This window comes from Candidatus Baltobacteraceae bacterium, from assembly GCA_036489885.1.
Classification (GTDB): Bacteria; Vulcanimicrobiota; Vulcanimicrobiia; order Vulcanimicrobiales; family Vulcanimicrobiaceae; genus JAFAMS01.
This window is the reverse complement of record DASXEW010000003.1, coordinates 1,625,149-1,640,975: the sequence shown is the minus strand read 5'-3', so window position 1 is coordinate 1,640,975 and position 15,827 is coordinate 1,625,149. Positions and strand designations below refer to the sequence as shown.

19 protein-coding genes are annotated in these 15,827 nt (G+C 59.5%); 7 read left to right on the top strand and 12 right to left on the bottom strand.

Going from position 1 to position 15,827, the window contains the following annotated elements:
* Positions 1-6 precede the first annotated feature (6 nt).
* Positions 7-1,944, top strand: coding sequence for an HD domain-containing phosphohydrolase (locus VGG22_14010; protein HEY1729489.1), 1,938 nt, complete (start codon positions 7-9; stop codon positions 1,942-1,944).
* Positions 1,945-1,983: 39 nt separating this feature from the next.
* Positions 1,984-2,160: a hypothetical protein gene (locus VGG22_14005; GenBank protein ID HEY1729488.1), complete on the top strand. Its 177-nt coding sequence runs from the start codon at positions 1,984-1,986 to the stop codon at positions 2,158-2,160.
* A gap of 17 nt (positions 2,161-2,177) precedes the next feature.
* Here VGG22_14005 and folK read toward each other — a convergent pair whose 3' ends face one another.
* The 11 genes from folK to VGG22_13950 all read right to left on the bottom strand — a co-directional run bounded on the left by folK (position 2,178) and on the right by VGG22_13950 (position 10,338).
* The gene (gene folK / locus VGG22_14000) at positions 2,178-2,639 is read right to left on the bottom strand and encodes a 2-amino-4-hydroxy-6-hydroxymethyldihydropteridine diphosphokinase (protein ID HEY1729487.1); all 462 of its coding nucleotides are present in this window, start codon (positions 2,637-2,639) and stop codon (positions 2,178-2,180) included.
* Positions 2,639-2,989 (bottom strand): dihydroneopterin aldolase, encoded by a 351-nt coding sequence (folB, locus tag VGG22_13995; protein HEY1729486.1) that lies wholly within the window; start codon positions 2,987-2,989, stop codon positions 2,639-2,641. Before folB ends, folK begins: the two co-directional genes overlap by 1 nt.
* Positions 2,986-3,828, bottom strand: a complete 843-nt coding sequence (folP, locus tag VGG22_13990) for a dihydropteroate synthase (protein HEY1729485.1) — start codon at positions 3,826-3,828, stop codon at positions 2,986-2,988. Before folP ends, folB begins: the two co-directional genes overlap by 4 nt.
* Positions 3,829-3,842: 14 nt before the next feature.
* A complete protein-coding gene (locus VGG22_13985) occupies positions 3,843-4,154 on the bottom strand; it encodes a Rieske 2Fe-2S domain-containing protein (GenBank protein HEY1729484.1) in 312 nt (103 codons plus the stop codon).
* Positions 4,154-5,227: a 2Fe-2S iron-sulfur cluster binding domain-containing protein gene (locus VGG22_13980; GenBank protein ID HEY1729483.1), complete on the bottom strand. Its 1,074-nt coding sequence runs from the start codon at positions 5,225-5,227 to the stop codon at positions 4,154-4,156. The genes VGG22_13985 and VGG22_13980 overlap by 1 nt, the downstream gene beginning before the upstream one ends.
* Positions 5,199-5,690, bottom strand: a complete 492-nt coding sequence (locus VGG22_13975; GenBank protein ID HEY1729482.1) for a nuclear transport factor 2 family protein — start codon at positions 5,688-5,690, stop codon at positions 5,199-5,201. The genes VGG22_13980 and VGG22_13975 overlap by 29 nt, the downstream gene beginning before the upstream one ends.
* Positions 5,680-6,876 (bottom strand): Rieske 2Fe-2S domain-containing protein, encoded by a 1,197-nt coding sequence (locus tag VGG22_13970; GenBank protein ID HEY1729481.1) that lies wholly within the window; start codon positions 6,874-6,876, stop codon positions 5,680-5,682. Before VGG22_13970 ends, VGG22_13975 begins: the two co-directional genes overlap by 11 nt.
* Before the next feature lie 82 nt (positions 6,877-6,958).
* Positions 6,959-7,657: a response regulator transcription factor gene (locus tag VGG22_13965; GenBank protein HEY1729480.1), complete on the bottom strand. Its 699-nt coding sequence runs from the start codon at positions 7,655-7,657 to the stop codon at positions 6,959-6,961.
* 2 nt (positions 7,658-7,659) lie between these two features.
* Entirely contained in the window at positions 7,660-8,409 is a 750-nt protein-coding gene (locus VGG22_13960) for a sulfite exporter TauE/SafE family protein (GenBank protein ID HEY1729479.1), read from the bottom strand.
* Positions 8,409-10,028, bottom strand: coding sequence for an ATP-binding protein (locus VGG22_13955; protein ID HEY1729478.1), 1,620 nt, complete (start codon positions 10,026-10,028; stop codon positions 8,409-8,411). Before VGG22_13955 ends, VGG22_13960 begins: the two co-directional genes overlap by 1 nt.
* A 10-nt stretch (positions 10,029-10,038) precedes the next feature.
* Positions 10,039-10,338 carry a hypothetical protein gene (locus VGG22_13950; GenBank protein ID HEY1729477.1) on the bottom strand — a complete coding sequence of 100 codons (300 nt, stop codon included), beginning with the start codon at positions 10,336-10,338 and terminating at the stop codon, positions 10,039-10,041.
* Positions 10,339-10,433: 95 nt separating this feature from the next.
* Between VGG22_13950 and VGG22_13945 the strand changes: the two genes are divergently transcribed.
* The 5 genes from VGG22_13945 to VGG22_13925 are packed head-to-tail and all read left to right on the top strand — an operon-like array spanning position 10,434 to position 14,991.
* On the top strand, positions 10,434-11,579 hold the full coding sequence (locus VGG22_13945; GenBank protein ID HEY1729476.1) for an ABC transporter substrate-binding protein: 1,146 nt from the start codon (positions 10,434-10,436) through the stop codon (positions 11,577-11,579).
* 10 nt (positions 11,580-11,589) lie between these two features.
* Complete coding sequence (locus tag VGG22_13940; GenBank protein HEY1729475.1) at positions 11,590-12,510, top strand: ABC transporter permease; 921 nt, start codon at positions 11,590-11,592, stop codon at positions 12,508-12,510.
* Positions 12,507-13,331 carry an ABC transporter ATP-binding protein gene (locus VGG22_13935; GenBank protein ID HEY1729474.1) on the top strand — a complete coding sequence of 275 codons (825 nt, stop codon included), beginning with the start codon at positions 12,507-12,509 and terminating at the stop codon, positions 13,329-13,331. The genes VGG22_13940 and VGG22_13935 overlap by 4 nt, the downstream gene beginning before the upstream one ends.
* Positions 13,331-14,137, top strand: coding sequence for an ABC transporter permease (locus VGG22_13930; protein ID HEY1729473.1), 807 nt, complete (start codon positions 13,331-13,333; stop codon positions 14,135-14,137). Before VGG22_13935 ends, VGG22_13930 begins: the two co-directional genes overlap by 1 nt.
* 2 nt (positions 14,138-14,139) lie before the next feature.
* Positions 14,140-14,991, top strand: a complete 852-nt coding sequence (locus VGG22_13925) for an ABC transporter ATP-binding protein (GenBank protein HEY1729472.1) — start codon at positions 14,140-14,142, stop codon at positions 14,989-14,991.
* On the opposite strand, the gene VGG22_13920 is transcribed toward VGG22_13925, so the two are convergent.
* Positions 14,988-15,821 carry a bifunctional 5,10-methylenetetrahydrofolate dehydrogenase/5,10-methenyltetrahydrofolate cyclohydrolase gene (locus VGG22_13920; GenBank protein HEY1729471.1) on the bottom strand — a complete coding sequence of 278 codons (834 nt, stop codon included), beginning with the start codon at positions 15,819-15,821 and terminating at the stop codon, positions 14,988-14,990. The genes VGG22_13925 and VGG22_13920 overlap by 4 nt on opposite strands.
* Positions 15,822-15,827 lie beyond the last annotated feature (6 nt).

The following is a 15,827-nucleotide window of genomic DNA, read 5'->3' as shown; positions in this document are numbered from 1 at the left end:
CTGTTCGTGTATCCGCGCGGCCTGGAGCTTGGCGAGAGTAAGAGCGTCCTCGAAGCGGCGAATATCGAATGCCGTCCGGCGGATCTGACATTCCCAATTGCGGCAGCTCCCGGTGGGCCGCTCGTCTATATGATCGACTCGGAGCGCCTGCATGCGCTCGGCGATCATGATGCGATCGATCGAGCACTTTCAATGATAAACGCGACCGGCGGAACGGTCATCGTTCTTTCGGAGCCCGGCGATTTCGATGCGGCTTGGTTGGCCCAGAACGAGCACGTCGGCGGATGGGTAACGCGCCCGATCGATTCGATCGCACTGCTCGCTTCCGTTCGTAACGCCGAGCGGACGCTCGAGCTTCGCGACAATGCGCGCGATCTGATCGACGAGTCGGATCAACTGTTGCAGATCGGCGTCGCACTCTCCGCCGAACGTGACATCGAATCCCTGGAACGCCTGATCGTGCGCAAGGCCCGCGAACTTACGCAATCCGATTCGGGCAGTCTCTTCCTGATCACGGAACAGGACGGCGAGAAGAAACTCCGCTTTGCCGTCGCACAGACCGGGCCGTACGACGAGGGCAAACATCTCGGCGCGATGATCCCGCTCTCGCGCGCTTCGATTTCGGGCTACGTCGCAATCACGGGTGAGGTGCTGCGCATACCGGACGCATACGAGATCGGCGACACGCGCGAGTACCGCTTCAACAACAGCTTCGATAAGAATAACAACTATCGGACCAAGTCCGTGCTGTGCGTGCCGATGCGCAACTACTTGGGCGAGATCGTCGGCGTCATTCAGCTGATCAATCACAAACCTGATTTCGAACTTGTCCTCGAATCGCCGACCCAGACGGAAGAAGTCGTCAGCGAGTTCACCGATCATCACGAGCACGTGCTGCTCTCATTGTGCTCTCAAGCCGGTGTCGCGATCGACAACAAACAGCTCGTCGACTCGATCCAAAATCTTTTCGAACAGTTCGTAACCGCGTCGGTAAAAGCGATCGAAGCCCGCGACCCTGCGACCCAAGGCCACTCGTCACGCGTTTCCGAGCTCACGGTCGCGCAAGCCGAGATGCTCAATACGATCGAAGCAGGTCCTGCTGCGGTTCACAAATTCACGCCGGACGATATTCGCGAAATGCGCTACGCCGCGCTTCTGCACGATTTTGGAAAGGTCGCTGTCCCCGAATACATTTTCGCAAAGGCCAAAAAACTGCCCGACGGCCGCCTCGACATGATTCGTCTGCGCTGCTTGCTCGCAATCGAGCAGATGCAAATGCGTGCAGCGACACGCAAACTACAACTGCTGCGAACCGGGATAGCGCCCGATGCAGACGAGGTCGTACGCATCGATGAGACGACGTCGCATGCAGTCGCCGAGCTGACGGAGCTTGCGAAACAAGTCGAATCCGCAAACGAGCCCCGCGTCGTCGCGGAAGGTGTCGGCGAAGCACTGGAGGCGCTCCTTAAGCGCAATTATCTCGTGCTGGGCGAGGAACATCCCTTACTCGAGCCCGCCGAGTACGAGTATCTCAAGATCCCGCGCGGTTCACTCTCCGCCGAAGAACGCCAGAAGATGGAACAGCACGTCACGCAGTCGTTCCGCTTCCTGCGCGAGATTCCGTGGAAACAGACGCCCTGGCAGAAAGTCGCCGAAGTCGCGTACGGACATCACGAGCATCTCGACGGAACGGGCTACCCGCGCGGCCTTCGCGGCGAAGAGATCGCGCCGCAAGTCCGCATGCTAACGATCTCTGACGTTTTCGACGCGCTCACCGCAAGCGATCGTCCATACAAGCCGGCCATGAGCATCGAGCGCGCACTCGACATCCTCACGAAAGAATTCGCGGAGCGCGGCAAGATCGACGCGCAATTGCTCGACGTCTTCGTCGCGAAGAAAGTCTACGAGCCCATCATGGCTGCGAAGGCCGCCGCCGCCGGCTGAGCCCGGTTTCCGAGCGGGTTTGCCTCGTTGATATTTCACGTGCCGCCCTACACGATTCTCGGAGCTGCCATGGTCGTATGGTCCATAGCCTGCACGATCATTCTGCATGGGACTGTCTTGGCAGTGGCGGCGTGCGTCGGCGCAGGCTTGATGCTTTGGGTGATGTCGATCTACGCACTGACGATGGCCGTTGTCCCTCGACTTCACTCGGGATGACAAGGCGGAGACGTCGACTACGCGCTCACCTTAGTTACCGTGCCACGGTCTTCTTCTGAAAGTGCGTCGCGGGCGGACTCGTAACCCGGATCGATCTCCGCAAGCGGGACCAGCGCAAACGCGCGCTCGTGTAAGCGCGGGTGCGGCAGGATGAGATCGGGTTCGTCGAGCTTGCAATCGTTGTATGCGAGAATGTCGAAATCGACGACACGCGGACCCCACCGGTATGTCTGCTCGCGTCCAAGTTCGGCCTCGAGCTTCTTCAACTCGCCGAGCAACTCGCGTGGCGACAGGGTCGTCTCCAGTAGAGCCGCGGCGTTGATGAAATCGGGTTGGTTCTTTACGCCCCAGGGCTTCGTACTGTAGAGCGACGACGCGCGGACCAGCGTTCCGTAGCGTTTCAACTCTCGGAGAGCGATTTGCACGGTGCGCAGCGCATTTCCGAGATTCGCGCCGATACCAATCCGCGCGAGCGGCACTAGCGGGTTCGCCGCAACGTAACGCTGGGAGTCGCTCCCGCTAGCAAGCCCGGCTTGGCGATCGTGATCGTCACCGCATGAACGCGATGCTCTTGCAAGATCACGCGCGCAATTTCTTGTGCTAGACGTTCGAGCAACATGAACCGTCCGGTTCCGACGACGTCGGCGACGATCTGTTGCACTTTGCGGTAGTCGAGCGTGTCGTCGAGTGCGTCCGTGTGGATGGAACGCTCGAGATCGACTTCGAGCTCGACGTCGACATCGAAAGGTTGCGGAACGTCTTGTTCGCCCGGATTCGCTCCGTGACGTCCGAAAACGCGCATCCCGCGAATCGCAATCCGATCCGTCACTGCGCACCCCAATCTTCGGGCCGCCACTTGCGAGCAATCGCATCCGCAACGCGAACGACGTCGCGTGCCGGCGCGACGTCATGGACGCGCACGATGTCGATCCCCGCTGCGGCCGCGAGCGCGAGCGTCGCGGCGGTTCCGTAAACCCGATCTGTTACCGGCTTCCCCGTAAGCTTGCCGATCGTTGACTTTCGCGATGTCCCGAGAATCGTTGGGAAGCCGAGCGCGACCAATCGATCCAGCGCGGCGAGCAGCTCGAGATTGTGATCGGCAGTTTTTCCGAAGCCGATTCCGGGATCGAGAATGACGTTCTGGGTTTTCATACCACGACGTACCGCCCGCTGCGCCGTTGCATCTAACGATGCTAGCACTTCGTCCACCACGTTGCGATAGACAGCCACCGATTTGTTATGCATCGCAATGACCGGTGCGTCGCATTCGATCGCAACCTCCAGGAGCGCCTCGTCAAGCCCCCAGATCGAATTGAGAATGTCACCGCCCGCCGCGTGCGCGCGACGAAACACCGCCGGCTTGAACGTGTCGATCGAAAGGATCGTCGATTGGTCCTGCGCTCGAAAGCGCCCGAGCACCGGCATGAGGCGCGAGAGCTCGGTCGCTTCGTCGATCGGTTGATGTCCCGGACGCGTCGACTCGGCCCCGAAGTCGAGAATGTCGGCGCCCGCATCGCGCTGATGAACGGCGATCGCAGTCGCCGCGTCCGGATCGCTCGTCCCGTCTTTCGAGAACGAATCAGGCGTGATGTTGACGACGCCCATTACATACGTGCGGACGCCCCATTCCAGCGAGCGTCCGCGCAGATTCAAGCTACCGCGAATCACGGTGGTTTCGGTTATCAGTCGTCGCGCCAGACCATGACGGCGCCATCTTCATTCTTAACACGCAGGCACTCGAGTGGAGATTCCGATAACCCCTTCGGATCGCCGGTTGCAATATCCCATTGCCACAAATGCTGATGGCACGTCAGCGTTTCGCCATCGAACATACCCTCTTCGAGCGGCGTGTCCATGTGCGGACAGATCGCCTGACAAGCGTAGAACGTGCCCGCGCCGTTCAAGATCAGTACGTCGTTGCCGCCCTCGGTCGCGAGCTGTTGCATCTTACCGGGCGCCAGATTCTCGGCGCCGGAAACACGGTCCCAACCCATCAGCTGAACTTATCATAGCGGATTTGACTTCCGCTGTGCTTCAGCTCGAGCAGCAACATCCGCAACGTCGCATCGACCATCGGCGGCGGACCCGCGACGTAGATCGTCGTTTCCGCGGGCGACTCCGCTAGCGCGCGCTTTACGATCTCGTGAATAAACCCCTGATCGAATTCGAGCTCCGGATGTTGGACTCTCGCCGCCTCCGAGGGTTCTTCGTGCGAGAGGCCGAGCGTTATGCGCATGCGATCGGAAAATCTCCGGGCGTGCGCTTTCAGCTCATCGAGATAGAATGCGTCTTGCAACGTGCGAACCCCGAAGAATACCCGCATGTCGTGGCGGTCAAAATGGTCGTCGCGCTTTCCGCTTTCGAGGATCGACATCATCCCGGCGATTCCCGAACCACCCGCAATGCACACGACATGGCGAATCTCGTCCGAATCAAACGACGCGCGTCCCAGCGGCCCGAAAATCCTGACCTGCGTCCCATCGAGCGGATGCGAGAACATCCACTCCGTCAGCGCGCCGCCCGGAAAACGCTTGACGAGGAAACGCAAGACGCGCGACTCGGGCTCGAAGTTTACCATCGAATAGGACCGCGCACCTCTGACGTCCTCGACTTCAAGCAACACGAATTGACCGGCGTCGAACGACATCGGGTGGTTGAGTTCGACGTCAAACTCGATGACGTCGGGAACGAGCAGTCGCGAACGCGCCATCGTCCCCGAGAAGTACTCCGGCGCAATCCGCGCAGGCTTCGCCACAAACGCGCCCGGAAGCGTCAGCGTGAGCGCCGAGAGCGCGAAGCTTTGGCAAGTCAATACCTCGTTGCGCTCGGCACGCGTATATTTGCGTCCGGGAGCAGCGTCCCACGCATAGAGCGTCGTGCCTTCGTTGACTGCCGCCTTGCACGTACCACAGGTCCCGCTCGCGCATTCGTACGGCAACGGCAATCCGGCACGCAGTCCGGCATAGAGGATCCGCTCGTCTTCGGCGCACGCGAATTCGCGCGTCTCGCCCCTGGCGCTGACGACGACGCTATGCGTTTTAGAGTGGGTAGTGGGTTCCGATGCCAAGGTTCCGTGTTTCGAGGCGAACCTCGCGCGCCGTAAAACGCCAACCGCCGGGAGTCATTTTCAGGGTGTCGTGGTAACGGCCCAGCGCAAAGAGATGCGTCGTTCCACCATCGAGCTCGGTGCGATATACGGCTACGCTGGAAAGCGCTTTGCACGTCGTTCCGGGCGCGTCGAACTCGGCGGTGTAGACCGTCATATGACGCGTAAACGTGGATTGATCGGTATTATGGCGCGGCAAATGTTTGACGAGCGTCGTCATGCCTTCCAAGTCGAGATCCAGGAAAACCATGTCACGCCGAATCTCCGGGCTGAAGGCGCAAATGACGTACGTGAACCCCTCGGCGCACACGTCCAACCAGTCTTTGAAATTCCGTGCGTCGAGCATCAAGCATGCACGATACAAGAACTCGCTGACGGAGCGAAAAGCGCGGTCTTCGCCGGACGCCAGCGTCTCAACCGCCATGCGAACCGTTGCCGTTTCCGCTCGACGGCCGTCCCATACGCGCACTCCACTCGGCGTAGAAATGGCGCATGCCGATCTCGTCGTGAATCGTACGATCTTCTTCGCGAGCTTGCACGATGTAGGTCTGACCGCGACCGAGCGCCTTACCTTGACCGTGAACGCCGAGCAAGTCTTCGTGCAGATTGCGTCCGAAGGGGCCCCAAATCGAGTTGTAGTCGTGAACGCGCTTTGCGCGCTCATCAGGAGTGTCACGCTTGAGGCCCAAGCCGCGATACTCGACGAACGTGCTCGTCGCCGAAACCGGCATCACCGTGTCGATGCGCAACGACGAGCCGCGCAGATTGTATGTCATTCCTGGGAAAAGATCGACCATCTTCCATTGGTTCATCTTCATGCCCGGGAACGAAAGGTCGCGCCCTTTGTAGCCTTCGTAGGCTTCGTAGTTGACGATCTGATCGCCGACTTCCGCATGTCCGTTCTTGAACGGCGTATAGCGCCGCTCGAAGTATCCAGGCTGCAACATGCTCGTCTGGCGGTTGTGATAGTGCATGTAATCGTGGTAGAACTCGCTGTTCGTATCATGCCATAGCTTGAAGTTGGTATCGACTTGCGCGCGGTGGAAGCTGAACACTTCCAGCGGCTCCATGTTCAGGCTCTCGAGCATGCCGTCCAGGGCGTGTCCGATGAAATCGCTCAGACTCTCGACCGACTCATCAAGCGCCACGTAGACGAATCCGCCGAAACCTGTCTCGCAGCGCACGGTCCGCAGACCGAAATCGTCTTTACTCAACCGTTCCTGATAGCCGGCTTTCTCGCGCGGGATATCGACGCAGCTTCCGCGTGAGTCGAACGCAAAGGCATGGAAGATGCAGATCAGATGCTTGGCGTTGCCGGAGGGATTGTAGAGGATCGTGTTGCCGCGATGCGGGCAAACGTTGTAAAACGCGCGGACCTGCATGTCGTCACCGCGCACGATCATTAGATTGCGGCCGGCAGGATGGCGGAACGTTCGATAATCGTATTTTTCCGGAATCTCGCTCTCGTGACACGCGAGGAACCATGTCTTTGCGAAAATCTTCTCGCGTTCTTCCGCAAAGATTTGCGGATCCGTGTACACGGATGGATCGACGTAATGCGTCGACGGCACGGGCGGTTGTGATGTCCACTGCGCAGGCGTTCGCGCCATTCTGTTTCCTCCGGAAGCAGGGCGGGTTTCTCCAAGCAATCGTAGCACCCCGCTCTAAATAGAGCCTAAACAGCGCCGCCTTCTACGCAGCTCCATCGGGGTCAAAACGGTAGCCGACACCGGGTACCGTTACGATTACTTTCGGGTGATTTACGTCGTCTTCCAATCGATTGCGAAGACGTCCCATATACACCCACAAATATTCCGTTTGGTCCGTATATTCAGGGCCCCAAACCGTGTTGAGCAGCGCCTCATGCGAAAAGACACGTCCCGGGCTTTTTGCGAGCGCGCACAACAGCTTGTATTCGGTCGTCGTCAATTTGACCGGCTGACCATCTTTTCGCACTTGACGCGCGGCAAAATCGATCGTGATCTTGCCGATCCGTAACGGCGCGCGTTGAACCTCGCCTTGCGCGATACGGGTTCGTCGCACGGCGGCGCCGACGCGAGCCAACAGCTCGCTCATGCCGAAAGGCTTCGTAAGGTAGTCGTCGGCGCCGATGTTCAGCGCCTGTACTTTGTCGCTCTCCTGTCCGCGCGCCGAGAGCATAATGATCGGCGCGTACGAGAAATCACGAATCTCCTCGCACACGGCAAAACCGTCTTTGCCCGGCATCATGATATCCAAAATGATAACGTCGGGATCGCGCTTGGCGGCAACCTCAACGGCGCGAATTCCGTCCTCGGCCGCGAGTACGCTATAGCCCGCCAGCTCGAGCTCGGAGCTAAGCAGGCGAACCAGACCTTCTTCATCGTCTGCAACGAGTACGGTAATCGGCACGCCTAAAGACCTTCACCGGCAACGAGCAGTTTCCCGATCAGCCAGACCGCAAGACCGAGAACTGCAACGCCTACGATCGTTCGTAGTCGCTCGGCGCTGACGTACCGGTACGCAATCGCACCTGCGACCACGCCGATCGCGCAAAAAACTGAGAGGTATCCGGCTAAGTGAAAATCGACGTGCCCCAGCAGAATGTGTCCCGTCGCGCCCGATGCGGCCGAGAAGATCGCGTTCGGCTGGCTGATTGCAACCGCAACTGCCGGCGATGCACCGGCGAGCAAGAGCAGCGGGACCAGAAGCGCCGGCCCGCCGACGCCGGTAAGTCCTGAACCGATACCGGTGAGGATGCCGCAAACAACGAGTATGGGGACACTCAACGGGCGAGAGGTCTCCGTGTGACCGAAGAATCGACGCCCGAACAGCGCAAAGAGGCCCGTCAACAAAAGAAACGTCGCGAAGCACGCCGTTACGGTGCGATCCGGGAGCATCGCGCTGAGCTTGGCGCCGAACGCGCCGCTCGCAAGACTTCCGGCACTCGTGATCAACGCGGCACGCCAATCGATCGAGCCGTGCATCGCGTACACGATCGTGGCAACGACTCCGGCTACGGTAAAGGTTAGCAGCGATGTCCCGATCGCAGTCTCCAGCGGAAGCCCAAACCACACGAGCAGCGGGATCAAGAAAATTCCCCCGATACCGACGAGTCCGATCGAGACGCCAACCGCGCTCGTGCCGGCGAGAACGGCGAGCATCAGTGTTCGAACGGAACCGAAAAGAACACGGTCGTCCCGCGTGCACTTTTCGAATCGAGCCAGATCCGGCCGCCGTGCGCGCTGACGATCCCGCGTGCGATGTACAAGCCGAGACCGCTGCCGTCGCGCTTGCGTCCGCGTACCTGCGCGCGGAAGAATCGTTCGAAGACGCGTTGACGCTGATCGGCCGGAATCCCGGGTCCACGATCCGTCACGGAAAACACGACGGAATCCAAATGCCGTTCGACGCCCAGTGCTATTGCAGAGTCCTGCGGTGAATACTTCACGGCATTGCTCAAAAGATTGTCCAGGACTTGCTCGATGCGCTTTCGATCGATGCGAACCGCCGCAAGCCGATTCGTGACTCGCAGCGTAAACGTGCGCTGTGAAGTTGCTTTACGCCAACGCCCGACGACTGCGCGAACCAGCGCAATCGGATCGACGTCGTGCATGTCGAGATCGAGCAAGCCTTGATCCAACTTGCTGACGTCGGTGAGCTTACGCACGAGCTCGTCAAGCCTCGAGCTTTCGGTGTCGATGGTCGTGAGATATTCCCGGCGTAAAGCTGCACCGCGGGATTTCGTCCCGTCCAATAGCGCCGACGCATATCCGCGTATCAGCGCGAGCGGGGTACGCAGCTCATGCGAGACGAGCGAGATAACTTCCGATTTCATCGCGTCGACCTGACGTTCCGAGGTTACGTCGCGGCACAGGAACCCGCGGCCCAATCTCTCGCCTTTTGAATCGTAGACGACGAATCGCGTTAAACGAATAGCGACGGCCGGCGAGCCGGAGAGCTGCACGTCCAGCGTCGGAAATCCACTCGCGACGGCATCGAGCTTGGTAAGCTCCTCGCGCACGCCGGTCGGATCGGTAGACTGGCGCGCGATTCGTTCGAAGAATCCGGCCAGATCCAATTTGAGCGGCTCGTCGTCGCCGAGTCGCAGCAGGGCGCGGGCTTGGCGATTGACGTAGGCCAGGCGCTCATCGAGATCGACGAGGATCAATCCCTCGTTTATGCTCTGCACGACGCTCTCAAGTCGAGCTTGCTCGCTTCGCAACGTCTCGTAGAGCCGCGCGTTTTCAACCGCGATCGCTGCTTGCGATGCAAAGCTGCACAGCGAGTCGATTTCGTCCTGTGCAAAATCGTGAATATGACGATAGCCGATCATCAGGCAGCCGCTCGGAGCATTCATTATCTCGAGTGGGACGCCTAATACGGACCGTAGACCCTCGGCGAACGAGATCGGAAATTCAGAAGCCGCGTCTTTTCGCCGGTTGAGATCATGTAGTATCACCGGCTTGCGGCTCGACATGGCCCGTCCCGCAATGCCGCCGCGCTTTGGAAAGATGACATTGCGATAATCGGTCCGGCAACCACTCCATGCGCGCCATGCGATGTGCGGTTCCTGATCCTGAAGCAGCGCGAACCCGGCAACCTCGCACTGAAAGAGGTCACGACAGCGCTCGGCGATCAGCATCAAGAGCTCATCGAGATCGTCGGCGTTGCAGATCGTGCGGTTGATTTCGAGCGTCGCTTCAGCCTGAAGCTGCAGGCGCGCGCAACGGACGGCTAACGACTGCGCGGTGAGATCAGGTTCCGGCCTCCGTTTTGCCATCGCTTTGCTCTCAGCGGCGCCCGGTCGGAAAATCGTCCGGATAATGGCCGCACGTCATCGAACCCGGATAGCCTTTCGCAACGCGAAGCACGAGAAAGATCCGATCGAAGCCTGCATCGGAGCATCGCGCGTAATCTCCCGACCATGGCGGAAGTCCGACATCGTATGTCGGTTGCAAAACAATTTTTTCGTGCGGTGCTTCGATCGATTCGACTTCCAAACCAATTCGTTCAACGAACGGATATGTTGGAACCGCTGCACACGCTTCTTCGAGCGTGCCGCGATACACCGGATTAGGCCAATCGCGCATACATTCAACCGTGAAGGAGATTTAGGTCGCACTTGATATGTTTTGGTCGGCACTAAAAGAATCTTTTTTTGGCGCTGTTTAGGTAGGGGGGATTTATGGCCGTTCATCTCGTCCGCGCACTGAAGTCGGTACAGCTGTGGACTGTCGGTGCAATATGCGCAACACTTCTCCTCACAACTGCGCCTACGCCGACGTATTCCGATCAGGGATTGGATTTCGGGAAGCCGGGACAGCCCGTACATCTGGTCGTGGGATACCAGCCGTATTACACCGAGTCGTGGTCGGGTGTCGTAATGCGAGGCAAGAAGTTCTACGAGAAGTACTTGCCCGCCGGGTCGACGGTCGAATTCCAAATCGGCTTGCAAGGCGCGATTATCGTGAACAACATGCTCGCCGGCAAACAGCACATCGGCTACATGGGCGACATGCCTGCGATCGTGTCGACGACGAAAGAAAGCGTCGCGGACATTCGCATGGTAGCAGTGCTCGGCGTCGGCCACGATGAGTGCAACATTCTACTCGTGCGCAACGATGCGCCGACTTTCTCGAGCCCGATCGTAGCTCTCAAATGGCTGACCGGGAAGACGGTCGCGGTTCCCAAAGGCAGCTGTGCCGACCGCTTCGCACAAGCGGCATTCCAAAAGCTGGGGGTCAAGCCGGATTCCTACCTCAATCAGAATATCGAAGTGATCACGAGCGGCTTTCGTTCCGGCAAGCTCGACGCTGCCGTGCTGTGGGAGCCGACCGCGTCGCACATCATTCAAGAAGGCTATGCTAAGCGCGTTGCTTCGGGCTTCAGCATCGGCGAACCCGATAGCGGCTACCTGACGATGCGCGCGGATCTCATACAGTCGCGACCCGATGTCGTCCAAGGTTGGCTTAAGGCCGAGCTGGATGCGCAGCGCTATCTCGCCAACCCAAAGAATGCTTCGGAGATCGTCGCAATGGCGACCGATCAAACGACGGGCTTTACGAACAAAACAATGGCGAGCGCACTCTACGGGAAATTCCCCGATCAGAACAACGCCAAGGAACGCCTTACTATGCCGTTCATCTTCACGCCTGAGACGCTGCAGCTCATCCAGAACGACGCCGCGTTCTTGCACTCCGTGCACTCGATCGACGTCGATAAATTGCGGACGGATGCCATCATGCCGCAATTTGCGGAAGGCATCCTCAAGGAGCGCCATTTAACCACACCGGTCGGGTCGGCCGTGATCATGTCGCCGCTTCCCGGCTAGATCGAGTAGCGTGGCACGGCCCGTGGGGCTGCCCGTCGGCCCGGTGGAACATGGCGAGCAGCTCCGCGAACGAGCGAAACCGAGCGAGTACGCCGGTCTTTCGGTCGCGATGCTGCAGTTTGCCCAATGGCTGCGCAGTCCGCGTCCGTATCTGATGCTGATCGGCTTCGCACTCTTTGTCGGATTTTGGTATCTCGCCGTCGACGTTTGGAAGCTGCCGCGCTTTGCACAGCTGCCCGGACCCGACGGCGTCCTCAAAGAGTGGTTTAGTAAGAACCCGGCGTTCGGAATCTCGATCTACACGCCCGATTACTATTTAGACATTTGGGTGAGCGTGCGCCGCGTCGCGATTGGGTTCGCACTGGCGACGGTGCTCGGCATTCCGCTCGGGTTGTTTCTCGGATGGTCGAAGACGTTCCGAGAATTCATCTTCCCCGTTTTCGAATTACTCCGCCCCATCCCGATCCTAGCATGGGTGCCGCTCGCGATTGTCATGTTCAAGGGTCTCGAGACGCCTGTCATCTTCCTGACGTTCCTTGCGTCGTTCTACGCGACTGCGCTAAACACGATGCTCGGCGTCGAATCGATCGATGAGACGTACTTTCGCGCCGCGCAATGTTTGGGCGCGAGTCGTCCTCAGGTCTTCCTCAACGTTGTCGTCCCGGGCGCGATGCCGTTTATTTTTACCGGCTTGCAGATCTCGATGGGCGTTGCGTGGTTCTCACTCGTCGCCGCCGAGATGGTCTCCGGTAAGTACGGCCTCGGCTATCTGATCATGAACTCGTACACCGACGTGCAGTATCCGACGATCGTCATCGGGATGATCACGCTCGGACTCGTCGGATACGCGACGAGTGCGCTCGTGCGCGCTGCCGGGAATTTCCTGATGGAGTGGCGCGTTCGTGAGCTGGCGCTGGGTGAGGCGGCATGAGCGGCGGCGCGATTCGAATCGACGACGTCGTCAAGGTATACGATCCGGACGGAGCGGCGATCCTCGCCGTCGATCACTGCTCCCTCGACATACCGGCCGGAGAAATCTGTATGATCGTCGGGCCTTCCGGCTGCGGAAAGACAACGCTGCTCAATGCGATCGCCGGATTTCACAGCATTACGTCGGGAACGATTTATCTCGACGGTGAGGTTTTGTGCGGACCGGGAAAGCCGCAGGCAGCTCCGGGTCCCGATCGCGTCGTCGTCTTCCAAAATGGCGCGCTCTTTCCATGGAAGACGATTCTCGAGAATGTTTCGTTCGGGCCAATCGTGCAAGGCCGCCTCTCACGCAAGGATGCAGAAGACAAGGCCCGCCAGATGATGGCAGACGCCGGCCTCTCCGGTATGGAGAAAAACTTTCCGGGCGAGCTCTCCTCGGGTGTACGTCGTCGCGTCGAAATCGTCCGAGCGCTGATGAATGATCCCAAAGTTTTGCTCCTCGACGAGCCGTATCGCGCACTCGATTCGCTGACGAAATCGGTTATGCACGAGGCGCTGCTCGAGATCTACTACCGCAACCCGGTGACGATCTTCTTCATCACGCACGATCTGGAGGAAGCGCTTTTCCTTGGGCAGCGCGTTGCCATCATGACGACGCGCCCCTGCCGGCCGAAGAAAATCCTGGATGTCGATATCCCGCATCCGCGCAATTACAGCGTCCTAACCGCGCCGCGCTTTCGCGCGCTGATGGAAGAGACGATCGAAGCGGTCCACGAGGAAGCGATCAAGGCGTTCGCCGCCGGCGAAAAGGAAGGCGGCTGATGCGCAGGAGTACGAGCATTGCGATCTGGCGCGGAGTCGTCGCGATCATCGTGTTCCTCGTTTTGTGGCAGCTCGGTTCTACGTCGAAATCTTGGATGGGATTCGCATTGCCGTGGATCAGCGCGATCCCCGCACCCACCGACGTCATTCTCATATGGGCAGCACTCGTCCACGATTCCGGCTACTGGCAAAGCTGCTATCTGAGCATCTGGCGCGTTTCCGTCGGCTTTCTCGCTGCAATGGTCGTGGGAATTCCGTTCGGTCTCGCACTCGCGGTCAATCGGACCGCATACGGCGTGCTTTTCCCGACCTTTGAGGTCCTGCGGCCGATACCGCCGCTCGCGTGGGTGCCGCTCTCGATCATCTTCTGGCCCACACAAGAGCTGTCGATCACCTTCGTAACGTTCCTTGGCGCGTTCTTCACGATGGTGCTCAACGTCGTCGGCGGTGCCAAGTCGATCGACATTCGCTATTTTCAAGCCGCGCGTTCGATGGGGTCGAGCTCGTTCGATATCTTTCGCCGGATCATTCTGCCCGGTGTGTTGCCGTCGATTGCGGTCGGCGCTGCCGTCGGAATGGGGATCACGTGGAACGTCGTCGTTGCGGCCGAGATGATATCGGGTGGCGCAAGCCAAGCCACGGGCGCCGGCGGTGGGCTCGGTTTCTTCATCTGGAATTCGTACGTCGGCGGCTCGTATCCGCAAATCGTCGTCGGCATGATTAGCATCGGCATCGCCGGTTATCTTTCGAGCGAATTGCTGCGCAGGCTCGGCAATCGCGTGACTCCGTGGCTACGGAGCCGCTGACGATGGCAACAACCGGCGAAGTCGTCGTTAAGGGCGTCAGCAAATCGTACGGCCTCGCGCAGTTCGAAAAGGACGTCGTCAAAGATTGCTCGCTTACGATCGAGGCGGGCAAGCTCACCGTCATGGTCGGGCCCTCGGGTTGCGGAAAATCAACGCTCATCCGGCTCTTGGCCGGATTCGAACGGCCGACGAACGGCACGATAACGATCGACGGTAAGGAAGTGAACGGCCCAGGTCGCGACCGGCTGGTCGTCTTTCAAGAGACGGCACTCTTTCCGTGGATGTCGACGTACGAGAACATCATGTACGGGCCACGCGCTTGCGGCGAAGACAATTCCGAAACGCGCGCGCAAGCCGAATATCTTCTCGAGAAGGTCGGACTGAACGGTTTCCGGGACAAGTTTCCGAGCCAGCTCTCCGGCGGGATGCAGCGACGTGCAGAGCTTGCGCGCGCGATGATCAACAATCCCTCGATCATGATCCTCGACGAGCCGTTCCGCGGGCTCGACGCAATGACGAAGTCGCTCATGTGGGACTACTACGCGAGGCTCTACGAAGAGAACCGTCGCACGAATTTCTTCGTCACGACCGATATCGACGAAGCGATCTATCTTGCGGATCGTTTGATCGTGATGACCAACATTCCGACGCGCGTGCGGACCGTGCTCGAAGTCGACTTACCGCGTCCGCGTCAAGTCAAAGACGTCTTCGAAAACGACCGGGCCAACGAGCTAAAGATTCAAGCTCTCTCGTTGCTCCACGAGGAAGCGATGAAGTCGTTTGCCGATGGCAGCAAGGCCGCGGCCGACTTCGTCGACGCGTATTCGCGTCGCGTCGCCGGCGGTGATGGTTAGCCGGCGCAGCGGCGGGCCGTAGCCCAAGTTTTCTCGAGCAAGGTCGCAACCGTCGCCGGCCCGATACCGCCCGGCAACGGAATGAGAGCGCCCGCGAGACCCATGACACTCTCGACGTCGACATCGCCGGTCACGCCGCTTTTCGTTCGGTTGTAACCCGCATCGACGACCGTCGCGCCGGGACGCAGATGTGGCGCTCCAATGAACCCCGGTCGCTCAGCACAGGTCACGAGGATGTCGGCTTCACGCGTGGTCGCCGCTAAGTCGCGCGCGTCGGGGCTTATGAGACGCACCGAGCCGTCCTTCGATAGGTGCATCAGCAATAACGCAAGCGGTATTGCAATCTCGAGCGAGCTGCCGACAATCACGGTAGCAGCGTCGCGCAACGCTACACCGTGCCGCAAGAGCATGCCGACGATCCCGCTCGGAGTCGCGGGAGCCATGCTAGTGTCGCCGCGCGCAAGTTTGCCGAGCGAAAGCGGGCCCAAGCCGTCGACATCTTTTTCTACGGGAATCCGATCGAAGAGCGCCGCTTGGTGTAAATGCGGAGGCAGCGGCAGTTGAATGAAGATGCCGTGCACTGACGGCGAGGCTGCGAGCTCATCGATTGCACCCTCGACCTCCGCCTGTGTGGAGCGCGGGCTCAGCTGCACGTGTCGAAACTGCATCCCCGCTCGCTCGGCGTGAACGTGCTTGCGACGCGCGTTCGATAAGTCGCGCGGATCGCCGCTGACAAGCACGGTCGCCAAGCACGTAGGTGGGCTACCGGCTGCGGAAATTTCGTCCCGCAGCCGGCGTACCACATCGTCCAGATATCGCGCACCGTCGATGCGCGA